At 62.3% G+C, this 25374-nt stretch carries 25 protein-coding genes; 13 read left to right on the top strand and 12 right to left on the bottom strand.

Annotated elements, in window-relative coordinates; translation table 11 throughout:
• On the bottom strand, positions 1-999 hold the full coding sequence (locus FD715_RS10355; protein WP_147109152.1) for a polyprenyl synthetase family protein: 999 nt from the start codon (positions 997-999) through the stop codon (positions 1-3).
• A gap of 56 nt (positions 1000-1055) precedes the next feature.
• On the opposite strand from FD715_RS10355, the gene FD715_RS10350 reads away from it, so the two are divergent.
• From FD715_RS10350 to FD715_RS10340, 3 genes are all read left to right on the top strand, one after another.
• Positions 1056-1271, top strand: coding sequence for a DUF2007 domain-containing protein (locus tag FD715_RS10350; protein WP_147109149.1), 216 nt, complete (start codon positions 1056-1058; stop codon positions 1269-1271).
• A complete protein-coding gene (locus FD715_RS10345; protein WP_147109146.1) occupies positions 1249-1992 on the top strand; it encodes a tRNA1(Val) (adenine(37)-N6)-methyltransferase in 744 nt (247 codons plus the stop codon). Before FD715_RS10350 ends, FD715_RS10345 begins: the two co-directional genes overlap by 23 nt.
• Before the next feature lie 114 nt (positions 1993-2106).
• The gene (locus tag FD715_RS10340; protein ID WP_076630279.1) at positions 2107-2271 is read left to right on the top strand and encodes a YdcH family protein; all 165 of its coding nucleotides are present in this window, start codon (positions 2107-2109) and stop codon (positions 2269-2271) included.
• On the opposite strand, the gene FD715_RS10335 is transcribed toward FD715_RS10340, so the two are convergent.
• From FD715_RS10335 to FD715_RS10315, 5 genes are all read right to left on the bottom strand, one after another.
• Positions 2252-3136, bottom strand: a complete 885-nt coding sequence (locus tag FD715_RS10335) for a DMT family transporter (RefSeq protein ID WP_147109143.1) — start codon at positions 3134-3136, stop codon at positions 2252-2254. The genes FD715_RS10340 and FD715_RS10335 overlap by 20 nt on opposite strands.
• Entirely contained in the window at positions 3133-4083 is a 951-nt protein-coding gene (locus FD715_RS10330) for a transcriptional regulator GcvA (protein WP_147109140.1), read from the bottom strand. Before FD715_RS10330 ends, FD715_RS10335 begins: the two co-directional genes overlap by 4 nt.
• 354 nt (positions 4084-4437) lie before the next feature.
• Positions 4438-5160 carry an acetoacetyl-CoA reductase gene (phbB, locus tag FD715_RS10325; RefSeq protein ID WP_147109137.1) on the bottom strand — a complete coding sequence of 241 codons (723 nt, stop codon included), beginning with the start codon at positions 5158-5160 and terminating at the stop codon, positions 4438-4440.
• Between the two features lie 162 nt (positions 5161-5322).
• A complete protein-coding gene (locus tag FD715_RS10320) occupies positions 5323-6498 on the bottom strand; it encodes an acetyl-CoA C-acetyltransferase (protein WP_147109134.1) in 1176 nt (391 codons plus the stop codon).
• Positions 6499-6647: 149 nt separating this feature from the next.
• Positions 6648-7496, bottom strand: coding sequence for an EAL domain-containing protein (locus FD715_RS10315; RefSeq protein ID WP_147109131.1), 849 nt, complete (start codon positions 7494-7496; stop codon positions 6648-6650).
• 124 nt (positions 7497-7620) lie between these two features.
• Between FD715_RS10315 and FD715_RS10310 the strand changes: the two genes are divergently transcribed.
• Together FD715_RS10310 and rpsD are read left to right on the top strand one after the other, a co-directional pair.
• Positions 7621-8208 carry a DNA-3-methyladenine glycosylase I gene (locus FD715_RS10310; RefSeq protein ID WP_223274828.1) on the top strand — a complete coding sequence of 196 codons (588 nt, stop codon included), beginning with the start codon at positions 7621-7623 and terminating at the stop codon, positions 8206-8208.
• Positions 8209-8346: 138 nt separating this feature from the next.
• Positions 8347-8967, top strand: a complete 621-nt coding sequence (gene rpsD / locus FD715_RS10305; protein WP_039684158.1) for a 30S ribosomal protein S4 — start codon at positions 8347-8349, stop codon at positions 8965-8967.
• 93 nt (positions 8968-9060) lie between these two features.
• Here the strand turns inward: rpsD and FD715_RS10300 are convergent, their stop codons facing one another.
• Complete coding sequence (locus tag FD715_RS10300) at positions 9061-9519, bottom strand: phage tail protein (RefSeq protein WP_147109125.1); 459 nt, start codon at positions 9517-9519, stop codon at positions 9061-9063.
• A gap of 130 nt (positions 9520-9649) precedes the next feature.
• On the opposite strand from FD715_RS10300, the gene FD715_RS10295 reads away from it, so the two are divergent.
• Positions 9650-10120, top strand: coding sequence for a DUF2867 domain-containing protein (locus FD715_RS10295; RefSeq protein ID WP_147109122.1), 471 nt, complete (start codon positions 9650-9652; stop codon positions 10118-10120).
• On the opposite strand, the gene FD715_RS10290 is transcribed toward FD715_RS10295, so the two are convergent.
• A complete protein-coding gene (locus tag FD715_RS10290) occupies positions 10121-11215 on the bottom strand; it encodes a Hint domain-containing protein (RefSeq protein WP_147109119.1) in 1095 nt (364 codons plus the stop codon).
• Positions 11216-11592: 377 nt separating this feature from the next.
• Between FD715_RS10290 and FD715_RS10285 the strand changes: the two genes are divergently transcribed.
• The 4 genes from FD715_RS10285 to FD715_RS10270 all read left to right on the top strand — a co-directional run bounded on the left by FD715_RS10285 (position 11593) and on the right by FD715_RS10270 (position 15638).
• Positions 11593-12630: an endonuclease/exonuclease/phosphatase family protein gene (locus FD715_RS10285; RefSeq protein ID WP_147109117.1), complete on the top strand. Its 1038-nt coding sequence runs from the start codon at positions 11593-11595 to the stop codon at positions 12628-12630.
• Positions 12631-12874: 244 nt separating this feature from the next.
• Positions 12875-13957, top strand: coding sequence for a histidinol-phosphate transaminase (gene hisC, locus FD715_RS10280; protein ID WP_147109114.1), 1083 nt, complete (start codon positions 12875-12877; stop codon positions 13955-13957).
• Positions 13939-14871, top strand: coding sequence for a prephenate/arogenate dehydrogenase family protein (locus tag FD715_RS10275; protein ID WP_147109111.1), 933 nt, complete (start codon positions 13939-13941; stop codon positions 14869-14871). The genes hisC and FD715_RS10275 overlap by 19 nt, the downstream gene beginning before the upstream one ends.
• Positions 14868-15638, top strand: a complete 771-nt coding sequence (locus tag FD715_RS10270) for an extensin family protein (RefSeq protein WP_147109109.1) — start codon at positions 14868-14870, stop codon at positions 15636-15638. The genes FD715_RS10275 and FD715_RS10270 overlap by 4 nt, the downstream gene beginning before the upstream one ends.
• An 86-nt stretch (positions 15639-15724) precedes the next feature.
• On the opposite strand, the gene FD715_RS10265 is transcribed toward FD715_RS10270, so the two are convergent.
• Positions 15725-16723 (bottom strand): DUF2125 domain-containing protein, encoded by a 999-nt coding sequence (locus FD715_RS10265; RefSeq protein WP_147109107.1) that lies wholly within the window; start codon positions 16721-16723, stop codon positions 15725-15727.
• A gap of 66 nt (positions 16724-16789) precedes the next feature.
• On the opposite strand from FD715_RS10265, the gene FD715_RS10260 reads away from it, so the two are divergent.
• From FD715_RS10260 to FD715_RS10250, 3 genes are all read left to right on the top strand, one after another.
• Complete coding sequence (locus FD715_RS10260) at positions 16790-17320, top strand: gamma-glutamylcyclotransferase (RefSeq protein WP_147109105.1); 531 nt, start codon at positions 16790-16792, stop codon at positions 17318-17320.
• 74 nt (positions 17321-17394) lie between these two features.
• Complete coding sequence (locus FD715_RS10255) at positions 17395-18606, top strand: biopolymer transporter ExbB (protein WP_147109103.1); 1212 nt, start codon at positions 17395-17397, stop codon at positions 18604-18606.
• A 2-nt stretch (positions 18607-18608) separates the two neighbouring features.
• Positions 18609-21092, top strand: a complete 2484-nt coding sequence (locus tag FD715_RS10250) for a peptidoglycan -binding protein (protein WP_147109101.1) — start codon at positions 18609-18611, stop codon at positions 21090-21092.
• Between the two features lie 17 nt (positions 21093-21109).
• Here FD715_RS10250 and FD715_RS10245 read toward each other — a convergent pair whose 3' ends face one another.
• The 3 genes from FD715_RS10245 to gloB all read right to left on the bottom strand — a co-directional run bounded on the left by FD715_RS10245 (position 21110) and on the right by gloB (position 25362).
• The gene (locus FD715_RS10245; RefSeq protein WP_189799460.1) at positions 21110-22078 is read right to left on the bottom strand and encodes a M23 family metallopeptidase; all 969 of its coding nucleotides are present in this window, start codon (positions 22076-22078) and stop codon (positions 21110-21112) included.
• Positions 22078-24399 carry an ATP-dependent Clp protease ATP-binding subunit ClpA gene (gene clpA, locus FD715_RS10240; protein WP_147109330.1) on the bottom strand — a complete coding sequence of 774 codons (2322 nt, stop codon included), beginning with the start codon at positions 24397-24399 and terminating at the stop codon, positions 22078-22080. The genes FD715_RS10245 and clpA overlap by 1 nt, the downstream gene beginning before the upstream one ends.
• Positions 24400-24594: 195 nt before the next feature.
• On the bottom strand, positions 24595-25362 hold the full coding sequence (gene gloB, locus FD715_RS10235; protein ID WP_147109099.1) for a hydroxyacylglutathione hydrolase: 768 nt from the start codon (positions 25360-25362) through the stop codon (positions 24595-24597).
• Between the last annotated feature and the right edge of the window lie 12 nt (positions 25363-25374).

The following is a 25374-nucleotide window of genomic DNA, read 5'->3' as shown; positions in this document are numbered from 1 at the left end:
CTAGTTGATCCGTTCGACCACGTAGTCGGCGAGGTCAATCAGCATGTCACGCAGGTCATGCGCTGGCAGTGCGGCAAGCGAGGACTTGGCCTTGTTCGCCCAGCCGATGGCGTCTGCCTTGGTTGCTTCAAGTGCGCCGTGTTTGTGCAGGAGCGACAGGGCGTGGTCGAGGTCTGCGTCCTCTTGCTGGCCCTTTTCGATGGTGCGGGACCAGAAGGCGCGCTGTTCGCTGTCGCTCATCGCGACGGCCTTGATCACTGGCAGCGTCAGTTTGCGTTCGCGGAAATCGTCGCCGACATTTTTGCCAGTGGCGGAGGACTGGCCCTGGTAGTCCAGCAGGTCATCCACGATCTGGAACGCGATGCCGAGCGCGTCGCCGTAGTCGAACAGCGCTTGCGTCGTCGCCGAGTCCTTGCCCGCGATCACGCCGCCCACTTCCATGGCCGCAGAGAACAGCGCCGCCGTCTTGCCGCGCACCACTTGCAGGTAGATGGCCTCACTGGTGGCCAGATCCTGGGCTGCGGTCATCTGAAGCACTTCGCCCTCGGCAATGGTGGCCGCGGCGTCGGACAGGATGCGCAGGACGTCGATATTGCCTGTTTCCGTCATCAGCTGGAACGAACGGGCAAAGAGGTAGTCGCCTACGAGGACTGATGATTTGTTGTCCCACAGCAGGTTCGCCGTGGGACGTCCGCGCCGCTGGGCGCTTTCGTCGACCACGTCGTCATGCAGCAGGGTGGCAGTGTGGATGAACTCGACCGTGGCGGCCAAGTGTACATGATAGGCGCCCGGATAGCCGCACAGATGCGCCGAGGCGAGGGTGAGCATGGGCCGCAGACGCTTGCCGCCTGCCTCCACGAGGTGCTGTGTCACTTCGGGGATACGGGGCGCGTGTTCTGAGGCCATGCGCTCGCGGATCAGGCCGTTCACGCCCTCCAGATCCTCTGCCAGATAGGCGGCCAAACGGTCATGCGGCTTTGCGATTGTGGACGCGTCCATCACTTTCCCCATTGCACCCCTCGACACGTAGGCCGGTGTGCCCCTACATCCATGATATGAAGGAACTTTTGCGCACGACTGACCCGACGATCATCGCCTTTGCCTCCGCCCTTCTTGAAGGCGAGGATATAGACTGCTTTCAGATGGACGTAAATATGAGCGTCCTCGAAGGTGGGATCGGAATTTTCCCCCGTCGCCTGATGGTGCGGACGGATGATTACGACGCAGCGCTGCGGGTTATGACGGACAATGACATCGACCTTGGACGCTGATCTGACCCACGATGCCTTTCTGGGCGGGCGGTTACACCTGTGGCAACCGCGGTTGGGGTATCGGGCGGGTGTTGATCCGGTGCTATTGGCAGCGTCGGTGCCTGCGAAACCTGGCCAATCCGTGCTGGATTTGGGTTGTGGGGTGGGCACTGCGGCATTGTGTCTAGGGGCACGAGTGGAGGGTCTAGACCTTTGGGGCGTGGAGCGGCAGGCCGACTATGCAGCGCTGGCGCAGCGGAACGGGTTGGACACCTTCGCCGCTGATCTGACGGACTTGCCCGAGGCCTTGAAGGCCCGCAGCTTTGACCACGTACTGGCGAACCCGCCCTTTTTTGATCGCGAGGCGGGACATGTGGCGTCCGACCTTGGGCGGGAGGCCGGGCGTGGGGTGGAGACCCCCGTGGCCGCATGGATCGACGCGGCGGCGCGGCGGCTGCGGCACAAGGGTTATCTGCACATGATTCACCGGGCCGAACGGGTGCCGGACCTGCTGGCGGGCGCGTTGGGGCGATTGGGCAGTCCGGAGATCTGGCCGCTTTGTCCTCGGATCGGAAAACCGGCAGAGCTGGCGATTTTCCGGGCGCGCAAGAACGGGCGCGCAGATTTTAGGCTGCATTTTCCGATCATTCTTCACAAAGGGGAACGGCACGAACAGGATGCCGAAAGCTATACCCCTGAAATTCAAGCGGTTTTGCGCGCAGGTGCGGCTCTACACCTTTAACGGGAAGTTAACCGTTCCTACATCAGGCTTATCCACATGCTGCGCCTGCGGCGTGACTCGCGCGTAAAGCTGTGCTTGGCTGTGGCAGCAACTTTATCAGCAAGGAGGACCCGTATGAGCGTGACCGCCCATCTCGAAGAGTTGAAAAAGAAGCATCAGAACCTCAGTGAACAGGTTGATATGGCCCAGCGATCGCCCGGCATTGATCAGATGCAAGTGGCCACCATGAAAAAGCAGAAGCTGAAGCTGAAAGAAGAGATTACCCGACTTTCGAGTTAAGGCTCCCCTTCAGGCTGGCGCGGGCTGCCAGCAGTGCTCCGCCCGTCACAAGGAGTGCCGCAAACGCCAATGACAACGTTGGTACAGCCACGCCAGCCACCACAAGAACGACGGTCGACAACAGCGGCGCCGCATAGGACGCAGTACCGAGCATTTGTATGTCGCCGCGCTTTACGCCGATGTCCCAGACGTAGAACGCAAGGCCGACAGGGCCTAGACCCAGCAGGATCGCGCTGACCCAGCCCAACATGCCTGCAGGCCAAACGGTGTCTTCGAGCATCAGGTGAAATGGCACCGACAGCGCGGCGCTGGCGACACAGAAGACGGCCACGGACGCTGTGGGCACAGTCCCAAAACGACGCGACAGGACCGAATAGCTGGACCATGTCAGCGCGCAGGCCATGGCCAGAAGATAGCCGGGCAGGGCAGTGGCATTGAAACCAGCAGACCCGCCTGTCACGATCAGTGCGGCCCCGGCAAATCCGATCAACGCGCCTATGACGTGACCGGCGCGCAGCGTCTCGCCGGGCAGAAGGCCGGAGAACAGCACGATCAGCAGCGGCCAAAGGTAAGCGATCAGGCTTGCTTCGGCTGCGGGGGCTAGGCGTAGGGCGGAAAAGTAGAGTGCGTGATAGCCAAAAAGGCCCAGTGTCCCGAGGACGTAGACATGCAGGGGCACTCCGCGCAATTGCTGGAGGCCCCCACTGCGCGCCGTCCAGATCAGGCCAAGCGTGCCGCCGATGGCAAAGCAGAGCGCGTTGAGCAGAAAGGGCGGCGTCGGAGCGGACCCGACCGTCAGCAGGGCCAGCACGCCCCACAGCAGTACGGCGACAAAGCCGATCAGGGTCGCGGTGCGGCGCGTCATTCGGGCTGAAAGTCCGATGAGGGTTTGCGGATCATGCGGTCGGTGATGTGTTCGGTCTTGGCGATTTCTGTCAGGATCCAGTCGCGGAAGGCCACGATTTGGGGACGCATTTCGGCACCCTTGTTGCACAGAAAGCGGAAGCGCACGCCGGTGTCCAGCGCATTGGGAAAGGGTGCGACAAGGCGGCCATCGTCCAGATCCTTGATCACCACCGAACGCCGCCCCAGTGCCACGCCGACCCCGGCCAGGGCAGCGTCGATGGCGTGATCTGCCTGGCTGAAGCGGGGGCCTGCCTTAGGAGCGAAGTCGATGCCCATCATGCGGAACCACGTGTCCCAATTGGCCGGTGGTTTCAGGAAAGCGATACTGTCGTCAAAGATCAGGGTCGCGTCGCGCAGGCTGTCCGGCGTGGGAAAGCGGGCTGCCATTTCGGGCGTCATCACGGGACACACCCATTCATCGGCGGGCAGGGGATACGAGTAGACGCCTTCGTCCGTGCCTGTCCCGAAGCGGATGGCTACGTCGATCCCGTCGCGTGTCAGGTCCACGAGTTTCAGGGTCGCGGAGAAGCGCAGCTCGATCTCTGGATGGGCTTGAGCAAACTCGTAAAGGCGCGGGGCGAGCCACTTGGCGGTGAAAGCCGGACCTGCCGTCACAGTCAATGTCTCATTGTCCAAAGTGCGTTCTGCAGCCCGCCATGCAGCGGCGAGGGTCTGGAAGCCGTCGGCCATGCCGGGGGCCATGGCGCGGCCTGCTTCGGTGAGTTCGACGGCGCGGTTGAGGCGGCGGAAGACCTGGGTGCCCAAGTGTTCTTCCAGTGATTTGATCTGGAAGCTGAGGGCGGCGGGGGTGACGTGCAATTCTTCGGCTGCCTTGGCGAATGACATGTGCCGGGCGGCGGCGTCAAAGGCGCGTAGGGCGGTGAGGGGCGGTAGGCGGTCTGGCATGGTCACTTAAGTATAGCTTATGTGAATGCTTGGAAAGTCTCGTTTGTCGGTTGCCATGCAAAGGCGCATATTTGGGTCAATTCAGAAACACTGATCCAAGAGGATACCGCACATGTTCGAGACATCCGCACACCCCGCCATCCGCCAAGGTTTGGAACGCGCCCACGCAGAACGCGGCGCAGCACTTGCTGGCGCCTGGACCTGGCTGTTTGGAGGCAAGTCTTCCCGCTGATGGGCGCGCGCCATCTTACGGGATACAGGAAGGGCCGGTGCATCGCTGCACCGGCCCTTTTTGATTGAATATCGGTGTGCACAAGCCGTGCACCAAGCGTGCACAACCCGTACACCGTTGTGTCACACGAAGAACTGCGCGCCGTTGGCCGAGATGGTCGAGCCGTTGATAAAGCCCGAACCGTCAGAGGCGAGGAAAACGACGCAGCGTGCAATCTCTTCCGGTTCGCCCAAGCGACCTGCGGGGATCTGGCCAATGATCGACTCGCGGACCTTCTCCGGCACGGCCATGACCATTTCGGTGGCGATGTAGCCGGGGCAGATGGCGTTGGCAGTGATGCCTGCGCGCGCGCCTTCCTGGGCCAGCGATTTAACGATGCCGAGGTCACCGGCCTTGGTTGCGGCGTAGTTCACCTGGGCGAACTGGCCTTTTTGGCCGTTGATGGATGAGATCACGATGACGCGGCCAAACTTGCGCTCGCGCATGCCGGGCCAGAGCGGGTGCACGGTGTTGAACACGCCCGTGAGGTTCGTGTCGATGACCTGGTGCCACTGTTCCGGCGTCATCTTGTGGAAGGGCGCGTCGCGGGTGATGCCCGCATTGGCGACAACCACGTCGATGGGGCCGAGGTCAGCCTCGACCTTTGCCAGACCCGCTTTGGATTCGTCGTAGTCCGCGACGTTCCACTTGTAGGTTTTGATGCCGGTTTCGTCCGTGAACTTGGCCGCGGCTTCGTCATTGCCTGCGTATGTGGCGGCGACGGTATAGCCTGCGTCTTTCAGGGCTTTCGAAATGGCTTCGCCGATACCACGGCTACCGCCGGTGACGAGGGCTACACGGGACATGGGGGAGACTCCTTCTGGGGTATGTTTCGCATTGTTTCGCTTAAATGCGGTCGGAGCGCAACATTATTACGCGCCTACTTTGGTGTTGTGTTTGGTCGTGTTGAAAAAAGATAGGCGGCGCCGGGGTGCGCCGCCTTGATGTGTATCAGTCAAATGGACTGATCAGTCGCGTTCGAGGCACATGGCAACGCCCATGCCGCCGCCGATGCAGAGCGTGGCGAGGCCTTTTTTGGCGTCGCGGCGCTTCATTTCGAAGAGCAGGGTGTTGAGGATGCGTGCGCCCGAGGCGCCGATCGGGTGGCCGATGGCGATGGCGCCGCCGTTCACGTTCACGATGGCCGGGTCCCAGCCCATGTCCTTGTTCACCGCGCAGGCTTGGGCGGCGAAGGCTTCGTTGGCTTCCACGAGGTCAAGTTCCTCGGGTTTCCAACCTGCTTTTTCCAGTGCCTTGCGCGAGGCATAGATCGGGCCCACGCCCATGATCGACGGGTCGAGGCCGACGGTGGCGTAGCTGGCGATGCGGGCGAGCGGTTCGATTCCACGTTTTTCGGCATTCTCTGCGCTCATCAACAGGGCAGCTGCGGCGCCGTCGTTCAGGCCGGAAGCGTTGGCGGCCGTGACCGACCCGTCTTTGGTGAAGGCGGGGCGCAGTTTCTGCATGGCTTCCATGTTGGCGCCGTGGCGGATGTATTCATCGCTGTCGACCACGATGTCACCCTTGCGGGTTTTCACGGTGAAGGCTGTGATCTCATCGGCGAACTTGCCGTCCTTTTGCGCGGCTTCGGCCTTGTTCTGGCTGGCGACGGCGAACTCGTCCTGCATGTCACGGGTGATCTGCCACTGATCGGCAACATTCTCTGCCGTCTGGCCCATGTGGTAGCCGTTGAAAGCGTCCCACAGACCGTCGCGGATCATCGTGTCGATGTATTTCAGGTCGCCCATCTTGTGACCGGCGCGCAGGGCGGCGGCGTGGGGCGAAAGCGTCATGTTTTCCTGGCCACCGGCGGCGACGATGTCGGCGTCACCAAGGGCGATGTGCTGCGCGCCGAGGGCCACGGCGCGCAGGCCCGAGCCGCAGACCTGGTTGATGGACCAGGCGGCGGATTCCTTGGGGAGCCCTGCGTTGATGTGCGCCTGCCGGGCGGGGTTCTGTCCCTGTGCCGCGGTCAGAACCTGGCCGAGGATGGTTTCGGAGACGTCGGATTTGTCGATCCCTGCGCGCTCCACCACCGCTTCGAGCACGGTTGCGCCAAGGTCATGGGCTGGGGTGTTGGCGAAAGAGCCACCAAAGCTGCCAACGGCAGTCCGGGCGGCTGAAGCGATGACGATGTTGGTCATGGGGGTCGGGTCCTCTGTCAGTTACCTTGAGGACCACTCCGAGACTTCGCACGTCTATAGGCGCTGCGCGCCTGTGCGGGCCTCAGAATGGTCCCGCGTCGCGTGTGGACGTACCGGATTCGCTGCTGTGCGGCAACTGACGTTATGTCTCAGGCCTGTTGGCCCGCCCGTTTTGCCGGTTCCCGCTTGTCCATCAGCCAGGCGGGGCGGACCTGTGGTGCCTGAAAATAGAAGCCCTGCAAACAGTCGACTCCCATTTGGATGAGCATTTCGACATCCTCTGCCCGTTCGAGCCCTTCGGCGACGACGAGCATGTCGAAATGGTGCCCGATCTGGATGATCGCCGACGTCAGTGCCTGGGTGTCCGGATCGTGCGCTATGCCGTGGCAAAACTCCATGTCGATCTTGAGCACGTCGAAGAAGAAATCCTTGAAGTATCGTAGCGCCGTGTAGCCAGCCCCGAAGTCGTCCAGAGCGAAACAGATGCCATGACGGCTCAGCCGGTCCATGAAATCGACCACCAGTTCGGGTTGGTCCATCGCCGATCCTTCGGTGATTTCGAGGATCAGGCGTTCGCCGATGCTGGCATCCTTTTTCAGCCACCGGTTCATGGCTTGCATCCAGCTTTGGTAACCGATGGAACGGGCGGACATGTTGATCGACAGGCGGATGTCCGGATGTTCGTGCAGGGTGCGCATCCCCATGTTCAGGGCCACGACGTCAATCTCGCGCCCCAGTTCGGCACGTTCGACAACCGGCATGAAATCTTTGGCCGGGATGATGCGGCCGGTGTCGTCCATGACGCGAATGAGCCCCTCGTAGAACCCGACGCGACCCGGATCGTTGGCAATGACGACCGGTTGATAGGCCAGCAGCGTCTGCTTGTGCCGGACCGCCTGTTCGACCATCGAAAGCGTGCTGCGGTCGCGGGCGGATACGGCGGCATTTAATGGGTTTTCGGAGCCCGCAGGCACGTTTTGGAACCGTTTATTCTTCATGGGCTGGCAGCGACCCTTGTGTTCGAAATCTATGGTCACCTTGACGTTAAAGCCGTAAAAGCAGTCTTAATGTTTGCATTTTGTTCCAATTTTAAACGTTAACCACGACGGGAGATTTTGCGTGTTGCACAGGTGTGGATGGGAAGGGCAGGCGCCGGATTACGTTGCCTATCACGACACCGAATGGGGTGTTCCGGAATATGATGCGCGCGCGCTGTGGGAGAAGCTGATCCTGGATGGGTTTCAGGCGGGGCTGAGCTGGATCACGATCCTGCGCAAGCGCGAGGCGTTCCGGGCGGCCTTTGCCGATTTCGACCCGGCGGTCGTCGCCACATGGGGCGAGGCGGAGGTGCAGCGCCTGCTGGCCGATCCCGGCATTATCCGCCACCGTGGCAAGATAGAGGCGACCATTACCAATGCCCGCGCCTATCTTGAGGTTAACGAGGCCATCGGGTTCGATAAATTTCTATGGAACTATGTGGACGGACGCCCACTGCAGACCAACTTTGCCAGCCGCGATCTGGTGCCGCCCAAGACGGAGTTGAGCGAACAGCTGTCAAAGGATCTGCGCGCGCGGGGATTCAAGTTCGTGGGGCCCACGATTGTCTATGCGTTCATGGAGGCGACGGGGCTGGTCAATGATCACATCACGCCCTGTTTCCGCCATGCAGAAGTTGCGGCGATGGGTCGTCGTTGCGTAGGTGCGCCGTAGTCGTTGACTCTGGCGAATCCCGGCGTATAAGCGCGGCTTCATTGGTGTTGGTGGCCCGCGCAAGCGGATCCCTGTCGTCTCGGCTAAATCCGGGGAGAGGACAACGCCCTTCGAAAACCTGAACGAAGGAGATCAGCCGTGACCAAACGCACGTCTGCCAAGTACAAGATTGATCGCCGCATGGGCGAAAACATTTGGGGTCGCCCCAAATCCCCCGTCAACCGTCGTGAATATGGCCCCGGCCAGCATGGTCAGCGCCGCAAGGGCAAGCTGTCGGATTTCGGTATCCAGCTGCGCGCCAAGCAGAAGCTCAAGGGCTACTACGGCGACCTGACCGAAAAGCAGTTCCGCCGCATCTATGCTGAGGCCGAGCGGGTCAAGGGCGACACCGGTGAAAACCTGATCGGCCTGCTGGAGCGTCGCCTGGACGCCGTTGTCTACCGCGCGAAATTCGTGCCGACCGTCTTCGCTGCCCGTCAGTTCGTGAACCACGGCCACGTCAAAGTGAACGGCAAAAAGGTCAACATCCCTTCATACCGCGTGAAGGAAGGCGACGTGATCGAGGTCCGCGACCGGTCGAAGCAACTGGCCGTTTTGCTGGAAGCCACGCAACTGCCGGAGCGTGACGTGCCTGATTACATCGACGCCGACCACTCGAAAATGACGGCCACCTTCACCCGCACACCCACATTGGGCGACGTGCCGTACCCGGTGATGATGGAACCGAACCTGGTCGTGGAATTCTACGCCAAGAACTGAGTTCGGTGGGCGGATTGCCCACCCTACATATGCGGGCCTTGGGCCTTGCCACACAGACGTTACAGGGCCGCTCCGATCCGGGGCGGCCTTTTTCTATGCGTTTTCGGTGGTGATCCCGTCATGGGTCAGCTCGACGCTGTCGACCCCAACCTCGTTGCCTTCAGCCTTGAGGTCGGTGCCGATGATCTTGACTGGAAATGCGTTCTTGAGCGTCCAGACCATGGTCGGGTGGCCACCTGCGTCCACGAGGGCGATTGTGACATCCGCGCGTTTCAGCGTGTTCATCTTGATGCCGCCGAACCAGTCCCAGAACGCGCCGTGTCTGACGAATGCGCCCTTTTTCAAAGTGACGTTTCCGGTTCGTGCGAGACCCGGCAGCTTGATCGCAGGAAGCGCCACCGGCCCACTCGCGCGGACCGGGGTGGGCGCGCTTTCGACATCAAGGCCGCTGACCTCTTGAAAGGTGGCCTCTTCGCTGCCGATCGCGACACGAAACTCGAACGTCGGCAGTGGCCATGCGGTCTGTGACGCGGAGTTGTTGTTATCGCTCATGTTCAGGCTCCTGCTGAAGTGGCTTTGCGCGACTGTAGCAGGGTTTGGCGGGGCCTTGTGATTTCATGTCACAGGGTTGTGCGTCGCCTGCGTGGCTAGGATGGCGTCAGATAAATTCTGGAGGGGCGTCATGTCCGCACCGCGTGTCACAGCCAGCCGACTTTCCGCCGACAGTCCGCTGCATGCGCAGATGCAGCGCGGCGATTTTCTGGATTGTTATACGGTGGCCAGCACAATGCCACCGCGCGCCGCCGCCGAGATCATCACGGCGTTTCCCGGCTGGGCGCAGGTATTGGTCAAGCTGCGTGCGCTGATCACCGCGCCGTTTGGTTTGTCGCAGGACGGGCCGGAGGCCGATGACAAGCTGGGTCCGTTTCCTGTGGAAAGCGAAACAGGCACCGAAGTCGTCGTCGGCTTTGACGACAAGCATCTGGATTTCCGTGTGTCTGTCCGGTCAGAAGGCGGGACCGTGTCGCTGGCCACTTGGGTGCACACACACAACATCGGTGGCCGGATCTACCTTGCGACCATCATGCCGTTTCACATCCTGATCGTGCGCAACGCTTTGGCGCGCGTGGCCCGCGCGCCGTACCCGGCCTGATCAGAGAGCGGTCAGCGTCGTCTCGCCCTGTGTGGATGTCGTCGCGCGCAGTTCATAGCCGCGTACCCGTCGCCGTGCGGGGGGGAACGGTGCAGGCGCGGTGGGCTCGCGAACGCTGGGGTGCAGTTCAACCAACCGTGCCTGTGCCATCGGGTCGAGGCTCTGCCGGGCGATGGGGCCAGGATAGAAGGTTTCTGCCAGCATACCGTTGGCCCAGACCAGCGCGTGACCGTCGACCATGAAGTGAAAATATTCGATGGCCTTGCCGTCGAGCTTTTGGGTGATGGTATCGCCATTCACACTGTCGCGGGCGGCGACCAGAACCTCGGGCGTGTCGAACATGATCTGATACGCCGGGTCGCGCCGCAGCAGGCAATGGCGGGGCGAGAAGCCGGTCGTCGCATAGGGCTGGTCCTTGCCGAAGGTGTGCGGCTCCACCCAGACAGGCAGATCGTCCCCTTTGGGAAAGAGGATCATGCGCTGTGCGGCCCAGGTGATGCGCTGCGCCCCTTCATCAAGTGTCAGGATGCGGTCCCCGACGGTCAAAGTCTCGACCGGGACATCCCCGCCGGGTGTGCGGATCAGGGTCCCGCGAGCAAAGCACACGATCTCGCCATAGGGCGTGCCGCCGCCGTCGTTCTTGAACGAAATGTTGTAGGTGGTGCCCGGCACCAGTGGCTCGGTCGACACGACGAGGGTCAGATTGCCCTGGTTTTCGCCCGGTCCTGCCGCGACAAACAGCAGGTCAATTGGGGTGCCGCCACCAACCGGTGTGGCTGTCAGGGTGAACTCGACCTCCAGCACAGCGCCTGCGCCGATCTGAACGGCATTGCCCGCAGCATCTGTCGTGTCGATGTCATCGCGCAGGATCTGGTTCAGCGCTGTGCCGTTCGGATCGTCCTGAAAGCCGTCATCGAATTCGTCGTCATCATCCAACACGTTGATGTCGATGGTCGTCGCCCCGCCCGCAAGCGTGGCTTGCGCGTTGCTTGGCAACGAAAAAGGCCCGTTCTGGCCCGGGTTCAGCTGGCCGTTGTCGTTTATGAAGTTGAAGTCCTGAAACAGGAACCCAGTAATGGATCCACCATCTGGCATCTGCGCCACTCCCAATGCGGACTGCGTTCTACACGGTGCTACTGTATACTACACGCGGGGCGCGAATTCACCCACGCGACCCGTCCTACGACGTGGAAACACACTGTTTCCGCCTCGGCAGAGCGTTAGACGCGCAATGTGGCGGATTTTTGCCTGCTTTGAGAGCAGTTCAAGGCGTTTGGCACTCGGCCTGTGAGAGCGAAGGCGCGGGCTTCATGTTGCGGTTGGCGTGTACAGAGCAATCATCGCGAACAGCCGGGTCACATGCCCCCTTTGACTGTCTACGCAACCATTTGCTGTGTGCGGAAGATTTCGCCCGCGGGCCCCGCAACCTGTGGTAGCCTCGGCCCATTGATTGATGAAAATTGGAGACTGCCATGGGTGCCCGCGACATTTCTTTTGCGAGCTTCAACCTGCTGAACCTGCAAACTCCCGGTGACGCGATTTACGGAGACACCGACGGCTGGGACCCGATCATCTACCAGCGCAAGGTAGATTTCACAGCCAGTGTGATGGGGCGGCTTGATGCGGATGTGGTGGGCCTGCAGGAGCTTTGGGCCGCTGATGCGCTGGATCAGGTGCTGGAGGAGGCAGGCATGACAGCCGACTTCGATCCGCTCGTGCCGCCCGATCATGAAGGCGACAAGATCGTGTGTGCGGCTGCCGTCCGTAAGGGGATGCTGGTGGGCGCGCCGGAGTGGATCGTGGATTTCCCCGATGAATACGTGCTGAAAACCGGCGGTGACGACCCGCAACAGGATTTTCTTGAGGTGAACCTGAGTACCTTTTCCCGGCCCGTTTTGCACTTTCAGGTCCAGCCCGACGACCGCACGCCGGTCATCCACGTGTTTGTCTGCCACTTCAAATCCCGTCGCCCGACACAGATCTGGCGCGAGCGGAGCTGGTACGAAAAGGAGGTGCATGGCCCGCACGCGACGGCCTTGGGCTATGCCATTTCCACGGTGCGCAGGACGGCAGAGGCCGCGGCGTTGCGGGTCATCATAACGCAGCTGACGAAAAAGACGGATACGCCCGTGGTGGTCATCGGTGACATGAACGATGGCAAGGACAGCAACACGCTGAACATCCTGTCCGAGCAGCCTACGTATCTGTCGCCGCTGTCGAAGGGCGGTGGTGACAACGCGCTGTATACTGCCCAGACGATGCAGGAGTATCGGTCGGTCCGCGATGTCTATTACACCCATGTTTACAAGGGCCAGCGCGAGAGCCTGGATCACATTCTGTTCAGTCAGGAGTTTTATGACAACTCGAGGCGCCGGAAGTGGGCCTTTGACGAGATGGTGGTGCAGAACGACCATCTGAACTTTGATGATCACAAGGAAAGCGGGACGAACGACCACGGTGTGATCCGGGTGGGGTTCAAGTGGAAGCCCGCGCCAGAGGCTTCAAGCTAAACCGGACCGGAAGCACGCCGAAGGCGCCGGTCAAGCGGCGGACCGTCCCGGCTGGCTGCCGCTACATCGCCGTTGGTGCGCAACCCAAGCGTTTTAGGCAAATGACCACAATAAACCGCACTATATCAGCGTTGGAGCGCCAGCCCACGGTCCGCCGCTTGACCGGCTCGACACACGCGCGCTTTTGCCCCTAGCCACTCCGCCCGCACCCCCCTAAAACGTGTCGGACGAATGGAGAGGATCAATGACCCGCATCACACCGCAACCCGGCATTATGGACATCGCGCTCTACCAGGGCGGGGCGTCGCATCTGGCCGGGGTGAGCGAAGTGCTGAAGCTGTCCTCGAATGAGAACCCGGCAGGCCCGCCGCCCGCCGCCATTGACGCGCTGAGCCAGGCGGCCCGCGACATGCACCTCTACCCCTCAACCGACCACGCCGCCTTGCGCACGGCGATTGCCGAGGTCTGGACCGTGGACGCCGACCGCGTGATCTGCGGCGTCGGCAGTGACGAGGTTTTGCAGTTCGTGACGCAAGCCTTCTCCGGGCCCGGGGACGAGATCATCCACACCGCACACGGCTTTTCCATGTATCCGATCCTCGCCAACATGGCGGGGGCCACGCCGGTTTGCGTGCCGGAAGCCGATCGGGTCGTAGATGTCGATGCTATTCTCGGCGCTGTGACCGAACGCACCCGTATCGTGTTGCTGACGAACCCCGGCAATCCGACGGGTACGCGGCTGCCGGATGAAGAGATCGTGCGCCTTGCCGATAGCCTGCCTGAGCACGTGATCCTCGTGATCGACGGGGCCTACACCGAATATGCCGAAGGGTATGATGGCGGGCGCGGCCTGGCCGAAACCCGGCCCAATGTGCTGATGACACGCACCTTTTCCAAGATCTACGGTCTTGGTGGTTTGCGTGTCGGCTGGGGATACGGGCCGAAGGATATGATCGACGTGATGACGCGCATCCGCCAGCCCTTCAACCTGTCAACTGTCGCGCTGGCCGCGGCCGAGGCAGCGGTGCGGGACGTACAATGGGTCGAAGCGTGTGCTGAGCTCAATGCCGATCAACGCGCGCGGCTGACCGGCGCTTTGCGGCAGTTGGGGTTGGCCTGCGACGACAGCGACACGAATTTCGTGCTGGCGCGTGCCGCCTCGGTTGCAGAGGCGGATGAGGCGGAGGCAGCTCTGAATGCGGACGGCATTCTTGTACGGCGGGTGGGAGGCTACGGTTTTCCGGAAGGCATCCGCATCACAGTCGGCAATGCTGAACAGACCGGGCGCGTGATTGCGGCGCTGACCGAATGGCGGAACGCATCGTGAGTGTCATTTACGAAAAGGTCGCCTTTATCGGGCTGGGCCTGATTGCCGGATCAATGGCCTGGGCTACAAAACGGGCTAGGGCGGCCGCGACGATCAGCGGTTACGCTCGGTCCGAGACAACGCGCGAAACCACCCGTCGTCTCGGCTTTTGCGATGTGGTCACCGACACCGCGGCAGAGGCTGTGGCGGACGCTGACCTTGTCGTGCTGGCGGTTCCCGTCGGCTCAATGGGTGGGGTGATGGCCGAGATCAACGGCGCGCTCAAACCCGGTGCGACCGTGATCGATGTCGGTTCGGTCAAGCAGGCCGTCTTTGATGAAGTCATGCCGCACGTGCCGGATAACGTGCATTTTGTTGGCACGCACCCGATGGCGGGCACCGAACACAGCGGGCCCGAAGCTGGCTTTGCCGAGCTCTACGACAACCGCTGGACGCTCATCGTCAAGCCAGAAGGCGCGGATGCAGGCGTTGTCGACAAGGTCGAGCAATATTGGGCGGCCCTTGGCGCGATGACGGACCAGATGGACGTGCAGCACCACGACCGCGTCTGCGCCGTGGTCAGTCACATCCCGCACCTGATTGCCTACACCATGGTCGGCGTGGCCGACGATCTGCGCCGCGTGACGGACAGCGAGGTCATCAAATTCTCTGCCGCCGGGTTCCGGGATTTCACCCGTATCGCTGCCAGTGACCCAACCATGTGGCGCGACGTATTCCTGACGAACAAGGACGCGACGCTGGAGATCCTGGGCCGTTTCACCGAAGAGCTGTTTGCCTTGCAACGCGCGATCCGCACCGGTGACGGGGATCATCTGTTCGACTATTTCACCCGCACCCGCGCGATCCGCCGCGGCATCATCGAGGCGGGGCAGGACACCGACGCGCCAGACTTCGGCCGTGGGGCCGCACGATGAGAGGGCTGGCGCTGGGCCTGATGCTGTTTGCCGGCGTCGCCTCTGCCGCGCCGGAGACATCGAAGCGCCCCGTGGCGCGCGCGGTTGCGGAACCCACCGGTGGTGAAGCTGCGGCGGTGCTTGCACCCGCGCCGGGCAGCATGGCATTTGCCGCCACGGTTCCGGAGCAAGCCACATCCCTGCGCCCGTCCTTGCGGCCCAAGGCGATCATCGAACGGGCGATGGCGCGTCGGGCAGAGCGGCGGCGTGGTCAGGTCTGCGGTGATCCTGACTTGCAGGGCGATGAGGTCGGGTTTGTTCCGGGGCGCATCGGCGGCTGCGGTATTCAGGAGGCGGTGCGGATCCGCTCCGTTTCGGGCGTGACGCTGAGTCAATCGGCTTTAATGGACTGCACTACCGCCAAGGCGTTGAAACAATGGACGGAAAAAGGGGCCAAACCGGCCCTACGCGGCACCGGCGGGGGGCTTGTCGGCTTTCGCGTCGCGGCGCACTACGCCTGCCGGACACGCAACAACCAGCCAGGCGCGCGCATCTCTGAACACGGCAAGGGCCGCGCCATCGACATTTCCGGCTTTCAGTTGCGGGACGGGACCAACCTGACGGTGCTGAACGACTGGAACTCGCGTCATAGGCGCGCCATGCGGCAGATGCACAAGGCAGCTTGTGGTCCATTCGGTACCGTTCTGGGGCCGAATTCGGATCGGTTCCATAGGGACCATTTCCACTTTGATACGGCGCGGCATCGCGGTGGGGCGTATTGCCGGTAAGCGTCGGACCGGGGCGGGGCGCTGCCGTCGCCATTCTCTCCCGGACCAATGGCGCGCCCATGATTTATCTGGCAAGATGAAAGCGCTTAGCGCAGGATCAGGCGCGGTGCAGGGGCCAGCGGGATGAAGCCCAGGCGGATCGCGCCATCGCGCAGGGTCAGCTCGACGTCCAGCGTGTCATCGTTGCCTGACGCGCCTGCGAGGGCCTGGAACACATTTTCGACCTGACCCCGCAGGCCGGTCGGCAGGGCGCCGATATTCTCCGCCAGATCCAGCATGGTGCGCCAGTTTTCAGCCTGGATGGCGACAGTGCCGGAGGGAATGCCCTGCGCATCCACCGTCAGATCGGCGCTAAGGTTGAATTGCAGATCGCCCCAGATCGCCTCGGCCAGATGCAGGTCGATGACGCGAGGTTGCGGGCGGCGCTGGTCGAGCGCGCGGCGGTCCCATGCTGTGTCGAACGTGATGTCGGCGCGCATCTGCAGGCTGTCGAAGGCGCTGGGGAAGGTGTCGGGCAGGCGCAGGTTGCGCCGGGCCGCACTGCCGGGCGCAAAGGATTGAGCGGCGGCCGTCAGGGCGTAGGTCGGGCCTTCGATTTGGACCATGGTCAGGGTCAGGTCGCCTGCTTGTGCAAGGATCCCTTCGGCATCCTCGACCTGCCATGGGCCGGATGTCCATCCCAGCGCTTCCAGCTCAAGCGCGGTGCCGGGGTGCAGGTTCAGGGCCATGACCCCGTCGGCCATCGTGAGTGTAGAGCGGCCAAAAGGCGAGGCGATGAGGATCGGGTCGTTGTCCAGCGCGACGGTGACATCGCCGGGCCAGTAGGCGGGTGCAGCGATGTCGAGTGCGCCTGTCCTGATGGCCAGCCCGGCTTGGGGGTCGGCTAGGGCCAAGTCACGTAGGCCCGCGCGCAGGGTCAGGGGAAAGCCGCCGCCTGTTACCTCTTGCACTTCGGCTTGCCAGCCTTCGGCTGCGCGGGCGTCGAACCATGCCGACACGCCGCCGCGCAGCCCCGACGATGCAGCCCACCACCATCCGGACCACGCCAGCAGCACCAGTGCAACGGTCCACATCAGTTTGCGCATGTCTGCCCCTTTTCCTTGGCTGCGAAATCGGGTCTACCGCAGGCGATAGCATAAGGACCAGTGACAATGACCATGTGGGTGTTCGGCTATGGCAGCCTGCTTTGGAACCCCGGCTTCGACGTTGCGGAGTCTGTGCGCGGGACCCTGCCGGGGTGGGCGCGGTCGTTCTGCATGCGGTCGATCCATCACCGCGGGTCCGAGGCGGAGCCGGGCCTGGTGCTGGCCCTGGACGCTGTTGCGGACGCGGCCTGTGACGGCGTGGCGCTGCGCGTCGCGCCCGGAACCGAGGATGCGACGCTGGGCTATTTGCGCGAACGAGAGTTGATCTCGTCCGCCTATCTGGAGCGGATGTTGCAAGTTGGTCTGACTGACGGGCGGCAGGTCACGGCAGTGACTTATGTGATCGACCCCGACCATGTGCAATATTGCGGTGGTCTTCCGCTCGAAGAGCAGGCGCAGATCATCGCTCATGCCCATGGCGGGCGTGGACCCAACAGCGAATATCTTTACAACACTGCTCAACATCTGACCGAACTTGGCGTGGCGGACCCGGACCTTGACTGGCTGTCACGCCGCGTTGCAGCAATTCGGGCATAAATCCTTGGCGCTTTTGCACAAAAGCCGATAGGCTGCTGCGAAAGATAACAAAAGCAGGGGTCAGGAGCCACCGCATGGCACGGACCACACCCGACGCGCAGCCACATTTTTCCCAGCCCGTTCAACAGATTTTCGCGATGGTCTTTGTGCTGGGCCTGTCGCTCTTTGGGGCGATCATTGCGCTGCCGCGCGTGCTGCCGGTGTTCCAGGCGAACCCGTATCTGAACGGCTTTATTGTCCTGGTGTTTTTCATCGGCGTGATTGCCTGTTTCTGGCAGGTGTTTTCGCTGATCTCATCAGTCAAATGGATCGAGGAGTTTGCCAGCGACCGGGCCGATGCGCAGACGAAAGCGCCGCAGCTTCTGGCGTCGCTTGCGTCGCTGTTGCGGTCGCGCGGCGCACGGATGCAGCTGTCGGCAACCTCCACCCGGTCGATCCTCGACTCCGTCGCCACCCGGATTGACGAGGTGCGCGATATCACGCGCTATATCGTCAACATGCTGATTTTCCTTGGCCTTTTGGGGACGTTCTACGGCCTTGCCACAACCGTGCCTGCCGTGGTCGACACCATCCGCAGTCTGGCGCCGCAAGAGGGCGAGGGCGGTGTTGCAGTGTTCAACCGGTTGATGACCGGCCTTGAGGCGCAGCTTGGGGGTATGGGTGTTGCCTTTGCCTCGTCCCTTTTGGGGCTGGCCGGATCGCTGATCGTCGGGCTGCTCGAGCTGTTTGCCGGTCGCGGGCAGAACCGGTTTTACCGTGAATTGGAAGAGTGGCTGAGTTCGATCACCCGCGTTGGCCTGACCGACGGCGAAGGCGGGCAGGATCAAAGCGCGATGGCGGGGGTCATCGACCACCTGGCCGAGCAGATGGAAAGCCTGCAAACCATGTTCACCCAGTCAGACATCAGCCGGTCGATGGTGGATGAAAAGTTGGGCAACCTGGCGGATGCGGTAGACCGGATGACCACGCGGCTTGAGGCGCAGGGGGGCGGCAACGATGCCCTGATGCGCGTGGCCGAGGGTCAGGACCGGCTGATCGAAGTGATCGAACGGCAGGGCACAGGCGATGGGATCGACGCCGAAAGCCGGATGCGCTTGCGGTCCATTGACGTGCAAATGTTGCGGATCCTCGAAGAAATCAGCGCGGGCCGACAGGAAAGCATGGCGGAACTGCGCACCGACATATCGGCTCTGGCCACGGCGCTGAGCCAGCCGCGGGGGCAAAATCGCCGGGCCGGGCAGGGCGGCGGCCGCAATCGGCAGGATCAATCCGCGGGGGATGGCTGACAATGGCGCTTTCCCGTCGCACAGGACAACGGTTCCAGGCTTCAATCTGGCCGGGCTTTGTCGATGCGATGACGGGCCTTTTGCTGGTGCTGATGTTCGTCTTGACGATCTTTATGATCGTGCAGTTTGTCCTGCGCGAAACGATCTCGGGGCAGGAAACCGAACTGGACCAACTTGCGGGCGAGGTCGCCGCGCTTGCGCAGGCTCTTGGGCTTGAAGAACAGCGCGCTGATCAGCTTGACGCACGCCTGTCGGCGCTGAACACAACGCTTGGGGATACGCGCGCCGAAGTTGCCGCGCAGGCAGCAACCATCGCGGCACTGACCGCGGAGCGGGATGCGCAGGCCACGGCGCTGGCGCAGGCCGAAACGCGCATCACCAGCTTTGAGGCGCAAGTGGCCGCGTTGATTGCGGATCGGGACACGGCGCTTGATACCGTTGCAGGACTTGAGGCGGAACAGACGCGGCTTTTGTCGGAACAGGAGGCGCTGAACCTCGCCCTGGCTGCCGCACGGGACGAGGTTGATGCGCAGGAAGAGGCCGCGCGCCTGGCCGCTGCGCGCACTGATGCATTGCAAGCGTTGATTGCGGACCTGCGTACCCGCAACGCCGCGAGCGCCGATCAGGCTGCGGCTCTTCAGTCCGATCTGGACGCGGCACAGGCCGCGCTGACCGAAGAAGAGGCCGCGCGCCTCGCCGAAGCGGCGGCAGCCGAGGCGCTGCGGGAGCGGTTGGAGAATGCGGATGCCGAATTGACGGCAATGACCCTTGCCCTTGAGGCGCAGCGGCAGGAGGCAGAGGATACGCTCACGCTGCTTGCCGCGGCGCGCGCCGCCGAAGAGGACCTGACCGATCGTTTGGCCGTGGCACTCCTTGCGGCAGAGGCCTCAACCGGATCTGCCGAAGCGTCGCAGGCGCGGGTAGACACGCTCGAGGCGGAATTGGTTGCTGCACTGGCCGCTGTAGAGACGGCGAAGTCCGAAAGCTCTGCCTTGATGTCCGAGCGCGCGGGCCTTGAGGCGCAATTGGCTGCGGCCCTTCTGGATGCCGAGGGCGGGGCGGTTGCTGCCGCAGACCTGCAGGACCAGCTGGCGCGTGCGCTGTCGCAATTGGATGCTGCCACTGCCAACGCGACCACGCTTGAGGCGCGCTTGAACGCCGCAGAACAGGCGTTGGACGGACGCACGTCGTCCGCCGCTACGCTGCAAACCGAGTTGTCAGAGGCGCAGGCAGAGGTTGCAGCCGCCGAGCGACGTGCCACGGAATTGGAGGGTCAATTGGCCGAGGCGCAACAGGCGCGGGCGGCCAGTGCAGAAGACCTGGCCGCACTGAAAGCGCGCATGACCAGCATCGAAGCGCGGCTTGAAGCGTCGAACCTTGATTTGACCGAAGTTCGGGACCGACTTGCCGCTGCCCTTGCTGCGCGCACGGCGGCAGAGACGCAATTGTCGGCGCAGCAAGCGGATTTGGCTGAGCTGCGCACGCAGCTTGCGACCGCGATTGCGGCGCGCGATGCGGCCCAGGCCGATGCGCAAGCGGCTGGCAGCAGCAATGCTGAGGTGCGCGATCAATTGGCCGCCGCCCTTGCCGCCAAACTCGCGGCTGAGACTGAATTGGAAAGCCTTGGGACCGACACGCAGGACTTGCGGGCGGCCTTAGCTGCCGCACTTGCTGACAAGACCGAAGCCGAAGATGCCCTAGCCACACAAGCGTCTGCTGCAGAGGAACGTGCGGCCCTTCTGGCGGCTGCCCGTGATGCGCTGAGCGCAGAGGAAGCAGCTACATTGGAAGCACAACGGCAGACCGAGCTTCTGAACCAGCAGGTCGCCAGTTTGCGGTCGCAGTTGGGTCAATTGCAGGCGCTTTTGGATGATGCAGTGGCGCGCGATGCGGCCAACGAGGTTCAGTTGAGCACTCTGGGCCGCGACTTGAACACGGCCCTTGCGCGTGCCGCCCTAGAAGAGCGGCGCAGGCGCGAGCTTGAGGAAGAGGAACGCAAGCGGCTGGAGGCGCAGGCGCAGGATCTGGAGCGTTACCGGTCAGAGTTCTTTGGTCAGCTACGCGACGTGCTTGGTGCGCAGGAGGGCGTGCGCATCGTGGGCGACCGCTTTGTGTTTTCATCCGAGGTGCTGTTTCCACCGGGCGGCGCCAACCTGTCTGCGGCGGGCCGGGGCGAGATTGCGAAGGTTGCAGACCTCCTGCGCGGGGTGGCGAACGACATCCCCGAAGGCATCGACTGGGTGCTGCAGGTGGACGGGCACACCGACAATGTGCCGCTGTCGGGTCAGGGAGAGTTTGCTGACAACTGGGAACTTAGCCAGGCCCGCGCCCTGTCTGTGGTGCGATACATGGTTAATTTCCTGGGTTTGCCGCCAGACCGGCTGTCGGCCAATGGCTTTGGGCAGTACCAGCCGATTGCTGGTGGCGACACGCAACAAGCACGCGCTCAGAATCGCCGGATCGAGTTGAAATTCACTGAAAAATAGCGGCAGCGCAGTTTGGGTTACTGCACCACAATTGTACCCTGTGCGCGGTCAAATTCGCGCCCGTCTCGGCGCAAAACCACGGTGCCGGTGTAGCGTCCGGCGGGCCAGGCATCGGTTGTGCGACGTTTGCCGACGGCACGGAAATACTGAGCCTGGTTGCGTTCCAACTCGACCGCCTGTTCGATCAACACGCCGTCCGGGCCGTCGATACGCAACTGCATCCGGTCTCCGATCCGACCACCGAAGGCGTAGCCGAACACCACGATGGCCGGTGCATCGGTGGACATCTGGTTCGCTGCAGCGTCTCCGGCCTTGACCGCGTTGAATTTCGGCACGGCATCGGCAAAGCCGACATCCAGCACGCCGCCGGGCCGATAGGGGGGCGGCGTTTCCCACAAGGTCTCCGTGCTCGGCGCGCCGCACTCAATCTGGCCATCCGGATCAAACGGGTCGATGACGTCACCGTCCTTGCGTAGGGTCATGTGGACATGCGGAAATTGCGTTCGGCCGGACAGGCCAACCTGTCCAAGCACGGTCGTCGTGTCTACGCGGTCGCCCTCGTTCACTGTCACGCTACCGCGTTTGAGGTGGCAATACTGTGTGCTCCACCCGCCATCATGTTCGATCCGAACACCATTGCCACAGTCCCGCCCGTTCAGGCGGTCGCTGTCGCCGGTGCGGTAGAGGCGGTCTTCCATCCCGTCACGCGTCCCTGCGACGACACCTGGGGCGGCAGCAAGCACGTTCACACCGCGGCGCATCTGTTCGAGGGATCGCAGGGCGAAATCGGTGCCCTGGTGCGTGTCATAGCTGAGCGTGGAACACCTAAAATCCATCGCCGCGCGCGACCTGTCGTGATCGACATATTGTTGGATAAAGCAGTCGCGGCCCAGATCGCAGTCGATGGGAATCCCCAATGAAATATCCCTCGCCACAACGGGTGCGGCGAGGGACAAAGTCAAAGCGGCAAGGGCTGCCGCACGCATCAGTCCGCCGTCAAAAGCGGGGGCTTGTCGCCCGAAATGCGCGGGTTGTCCGGGCCGGACAGTTTCAGGTCCAGCTCGCCGTTCTTGACGCCCACGCGGACAACGCCGCCTTTCATCAACTTGCCAAAGAGCAGCTCTTCGGCCAGCGGCTTCTTGATATGCTCCTGTATCACGCGGCCCAAGGGGCGTGCGCCCATCTTGTCGTCGTAGCCCTTGTCGGCCAGCCATTCGGCGGCAGGCTTCGTCAATTCGATGGTCACGTTGCGGTCCATTAGCTGCGCTTCCAGCTGCAGCACAAACTTCTCGACTACGGACAAAATCACATCCTTGCCCAGCGGCGCAAAGCTGATCACCGCATCCAGACGGTTGCGGAACTCGGGCGTGAACGTGCGTTCGATGGCGGCGGTGTCCTCTCCCTCGCGGCGCTCGCGGCCAAAGCCGACAGCGGCCTTCGCCATGTCCGAGGCACCGGCATTCGACGTCATGATCAGGATCACGTTACGGAAGTCCACTGTGCGCCCGTTGTGGTCCGTCAGCTGGCCGTTATCCATGACCTGGAGCAGTATGTTGTATACATCCGGGTGCGCCTTCTCGATCTCGTCCAGCAGCAGCACGCAATGCGGATGCTGATCCACGCCATCGGTCAGAAGACCACCCTGGTCAAAACCAACATAGCCCGGAGGGGCACCGATCAGGCGCGAAACAGCGTGTTTCTCCATGTACTCCGACATGTCGAAGCGCAGCATTTCCACACCCAGCGTGTCCGCCAGTTGCTTGGCCACTTCGGTCTTACCCACGCCCGTAGGCCCCGCAAACAGGTAGTTGCCGATGGGCTTTTCAGGCTCACGCAGACCGGCGCGCGCAAGCTTGATGGCCGAGGACAACGCCTCGATCGCCGGGTCCTGACCAAACACCACACGCTTCAATGACACTTGGAGGTCCTTAAGGGTCTCGGCATCATCCTTCGACACGTTTTTGGGAGGAATGCGGGCAATCTTCGCCACGACATTCTCGATCTCCTTGGTGCCGATGGTCTTGCGACGCTTGGCGGCGGCCACCAGATGCTGGGCCGCGCCCGCCTCGTCAATCACGTCGATGGCGCTGTCGGGCAGCTTGCGGTCGTTGATGTACCGACTGGCCAGTTCCACCGACGTCTTGATGGCGTCGGAGGTGTATTTGACGCCGTGGTGATCCTCAAAATAGGGCTTGAGGCCCTTGAGGATTTTGGTGGCGTCTTCCACCGACGGCTCGTTCACGTCGATCTTCTGGAACCGGCGGCTCAGCGCGCGGTCCTTCTCGAAATGCTGACGGAACTCCTTGTAGGTAGTCGAGCCCATGGTGCGCAGTTTGCCGCCCTGCAACGCAGGTTTCAGAAGGTTCGAGGCATCCATTGCACCGCCGGAGGTTGCGCCTGCACCGATAACAGTGTGGATCTCGTCTATGAACAGAACAGCATCCTTGTGCTCTTCCAACTCGGTTACGACCGCCTTCAGACGCTCCTCGAAATCACCGCGATAGCGCGTGCCAGCGAGCAGCGCGCCCATGTCCAGCGAATAGATTGTGGTGCCCGACAGCACCTCGGGCGTTTCACCGGCCACGATCTTACGCGCCAGCCCCTCGGCAATGGCGGTCTTGCCCACGCCCGGATCACCCACCAACAGTGGGTTGTTCTTGCGGCGGCGGCAAAGCACTTGAATGCAGCGCTCCACTTCATCCGAGCGACCGATCAGCGGGTCGATGTCGCCTTCGCGCGACTTTTCGTTCAGGTCCACGCAGTACTTGGCCAGCGCGCTTTCCTTCTTCTCGCCTTCGGTCACGCCTTGTGGTTCTTCCTCGGCCTCGGGTGCCCCAGATACGGGACGCGCTTCGCCGAAGGCCGGGTCCTTGGCGACGCCATGGGCGATGAAATTCACCGCGTCGTAGCGGGTCATGTCCTGCTCTTGCAGGAAATAGGCCGCATTCGATTCGCGCTCGGCAAAGATGGCAACCAGCACGTTGGCACCGGTGACTTCCGTGCGGCCCGAGGATTGCACGTGGATCGCCGCACGCTGGATCACGCGCTGGAAGGCAGCAGTTGGCACCGCTTCGGAGCCGTCAATGTCAGTGACCAGGTTCGACAGATCGTCGTCCACGAACTCCTCAAGCGTGCCGCGCAGCTCGTCAATATCGACCGAACAGGCCTGCATGACGCGGCGGGCATCGGGTTCGTCGATCAAAGACAGCAATAGGTGCTCGAGCGTTGCGAATTCGTGCCGGCGTTCGTTGGCCAGCGCAAGCGCCTGATGAATGGCTTTTTCGAGTGTCGTCGAGAATGAAGGCACGAGCGTGCTCCTTTCGATCGGGGTCGGGTGGGGGCGCCAAGGAATATCGAGGCCCCGTACCAACCATGGCCTCATGTGTTTAAGTTTGGTTGAAGATCGCGCGGCTTCAAGGACTTTTTACGCCTTGACCCTCACAATGTCCGTGAGTGACGCTACGATGGTGTCGTTTTGGGCGTGTTGGTGGACCTGTCCGTCTCAGAAGTTGTCCTTCCGGGTCCGGATTTCGGCAAACACGTCGGCGGCGTTGGCACCTTTCATGCCCAAATGGGCCTGAATGGTGGGATCATGGGCGCGCAGAAATGGATTTGTGGCCAATTCTTCGGACAGAAGCGATGGAACGGTCGGGGTGCCCAATGCGCGTTTTTGGGTCACCTCGCGGACACGAGAAATAAGGTCGGTATTTTCGGGATCAATGGTCAGGGCGAATTTTCCGTTGGCGGCGGTATATTCATGGCCTGAATAGACAACCGTGTCACCGGGCAGGGCGGCCAGCTTTTGCAGGCTCTCGTGCATCTGCGGCTTGGTGCCCTCGAACACGCGGCCGCACCCCAGTGCCATCAAGCTGTCGGCGGTAAACACGGCCTGCGCACCGGGAAAATGAAAGGCGATATGCCCGATTGTATGTCCTGACACGTCTATAATGGTGCCGGTTTCGGCCCCGATGGCCACGCTGTCTCCTTCACTCACTTGCACATCGAGCGCGGGAAGGCGGTGCGCATCAGCGGCGGCTCCTACGACGCGGGCAGGGTGGGCGGCCAGGATATCGGGCAACCCGTCCACGTGGTCGGAATGGTGATGCGTGAGAAGCACATCGCTAAGCCGCCATCCCGTCGCGTCCAGTGCCGCGAGGATCGGTGCAGCCTCTGGGGCGTCCACCAGCGCTGTCGCTCCAGTGTCCGGATCATGGGCCAGAAAGGCGTAGTTGTCGCTGAGGCAAGGGATCGTACGGATGTCGAGGGGCATGGCAATTCGGCT

The organism is Tateyamaria sp. syn59, assembly GCF_007995245.1.
In the GTDB taxonomy this organism is placed as follows: domain Bacteria; phylum Pseudomonadota; class Alphaproteobacteria; order Rhodobacterales; family Rhodobacteraceae; genus Tateyamaria.
This window is presented reverse-complemented; position numbering and strand designations above follow the sequence as displayed.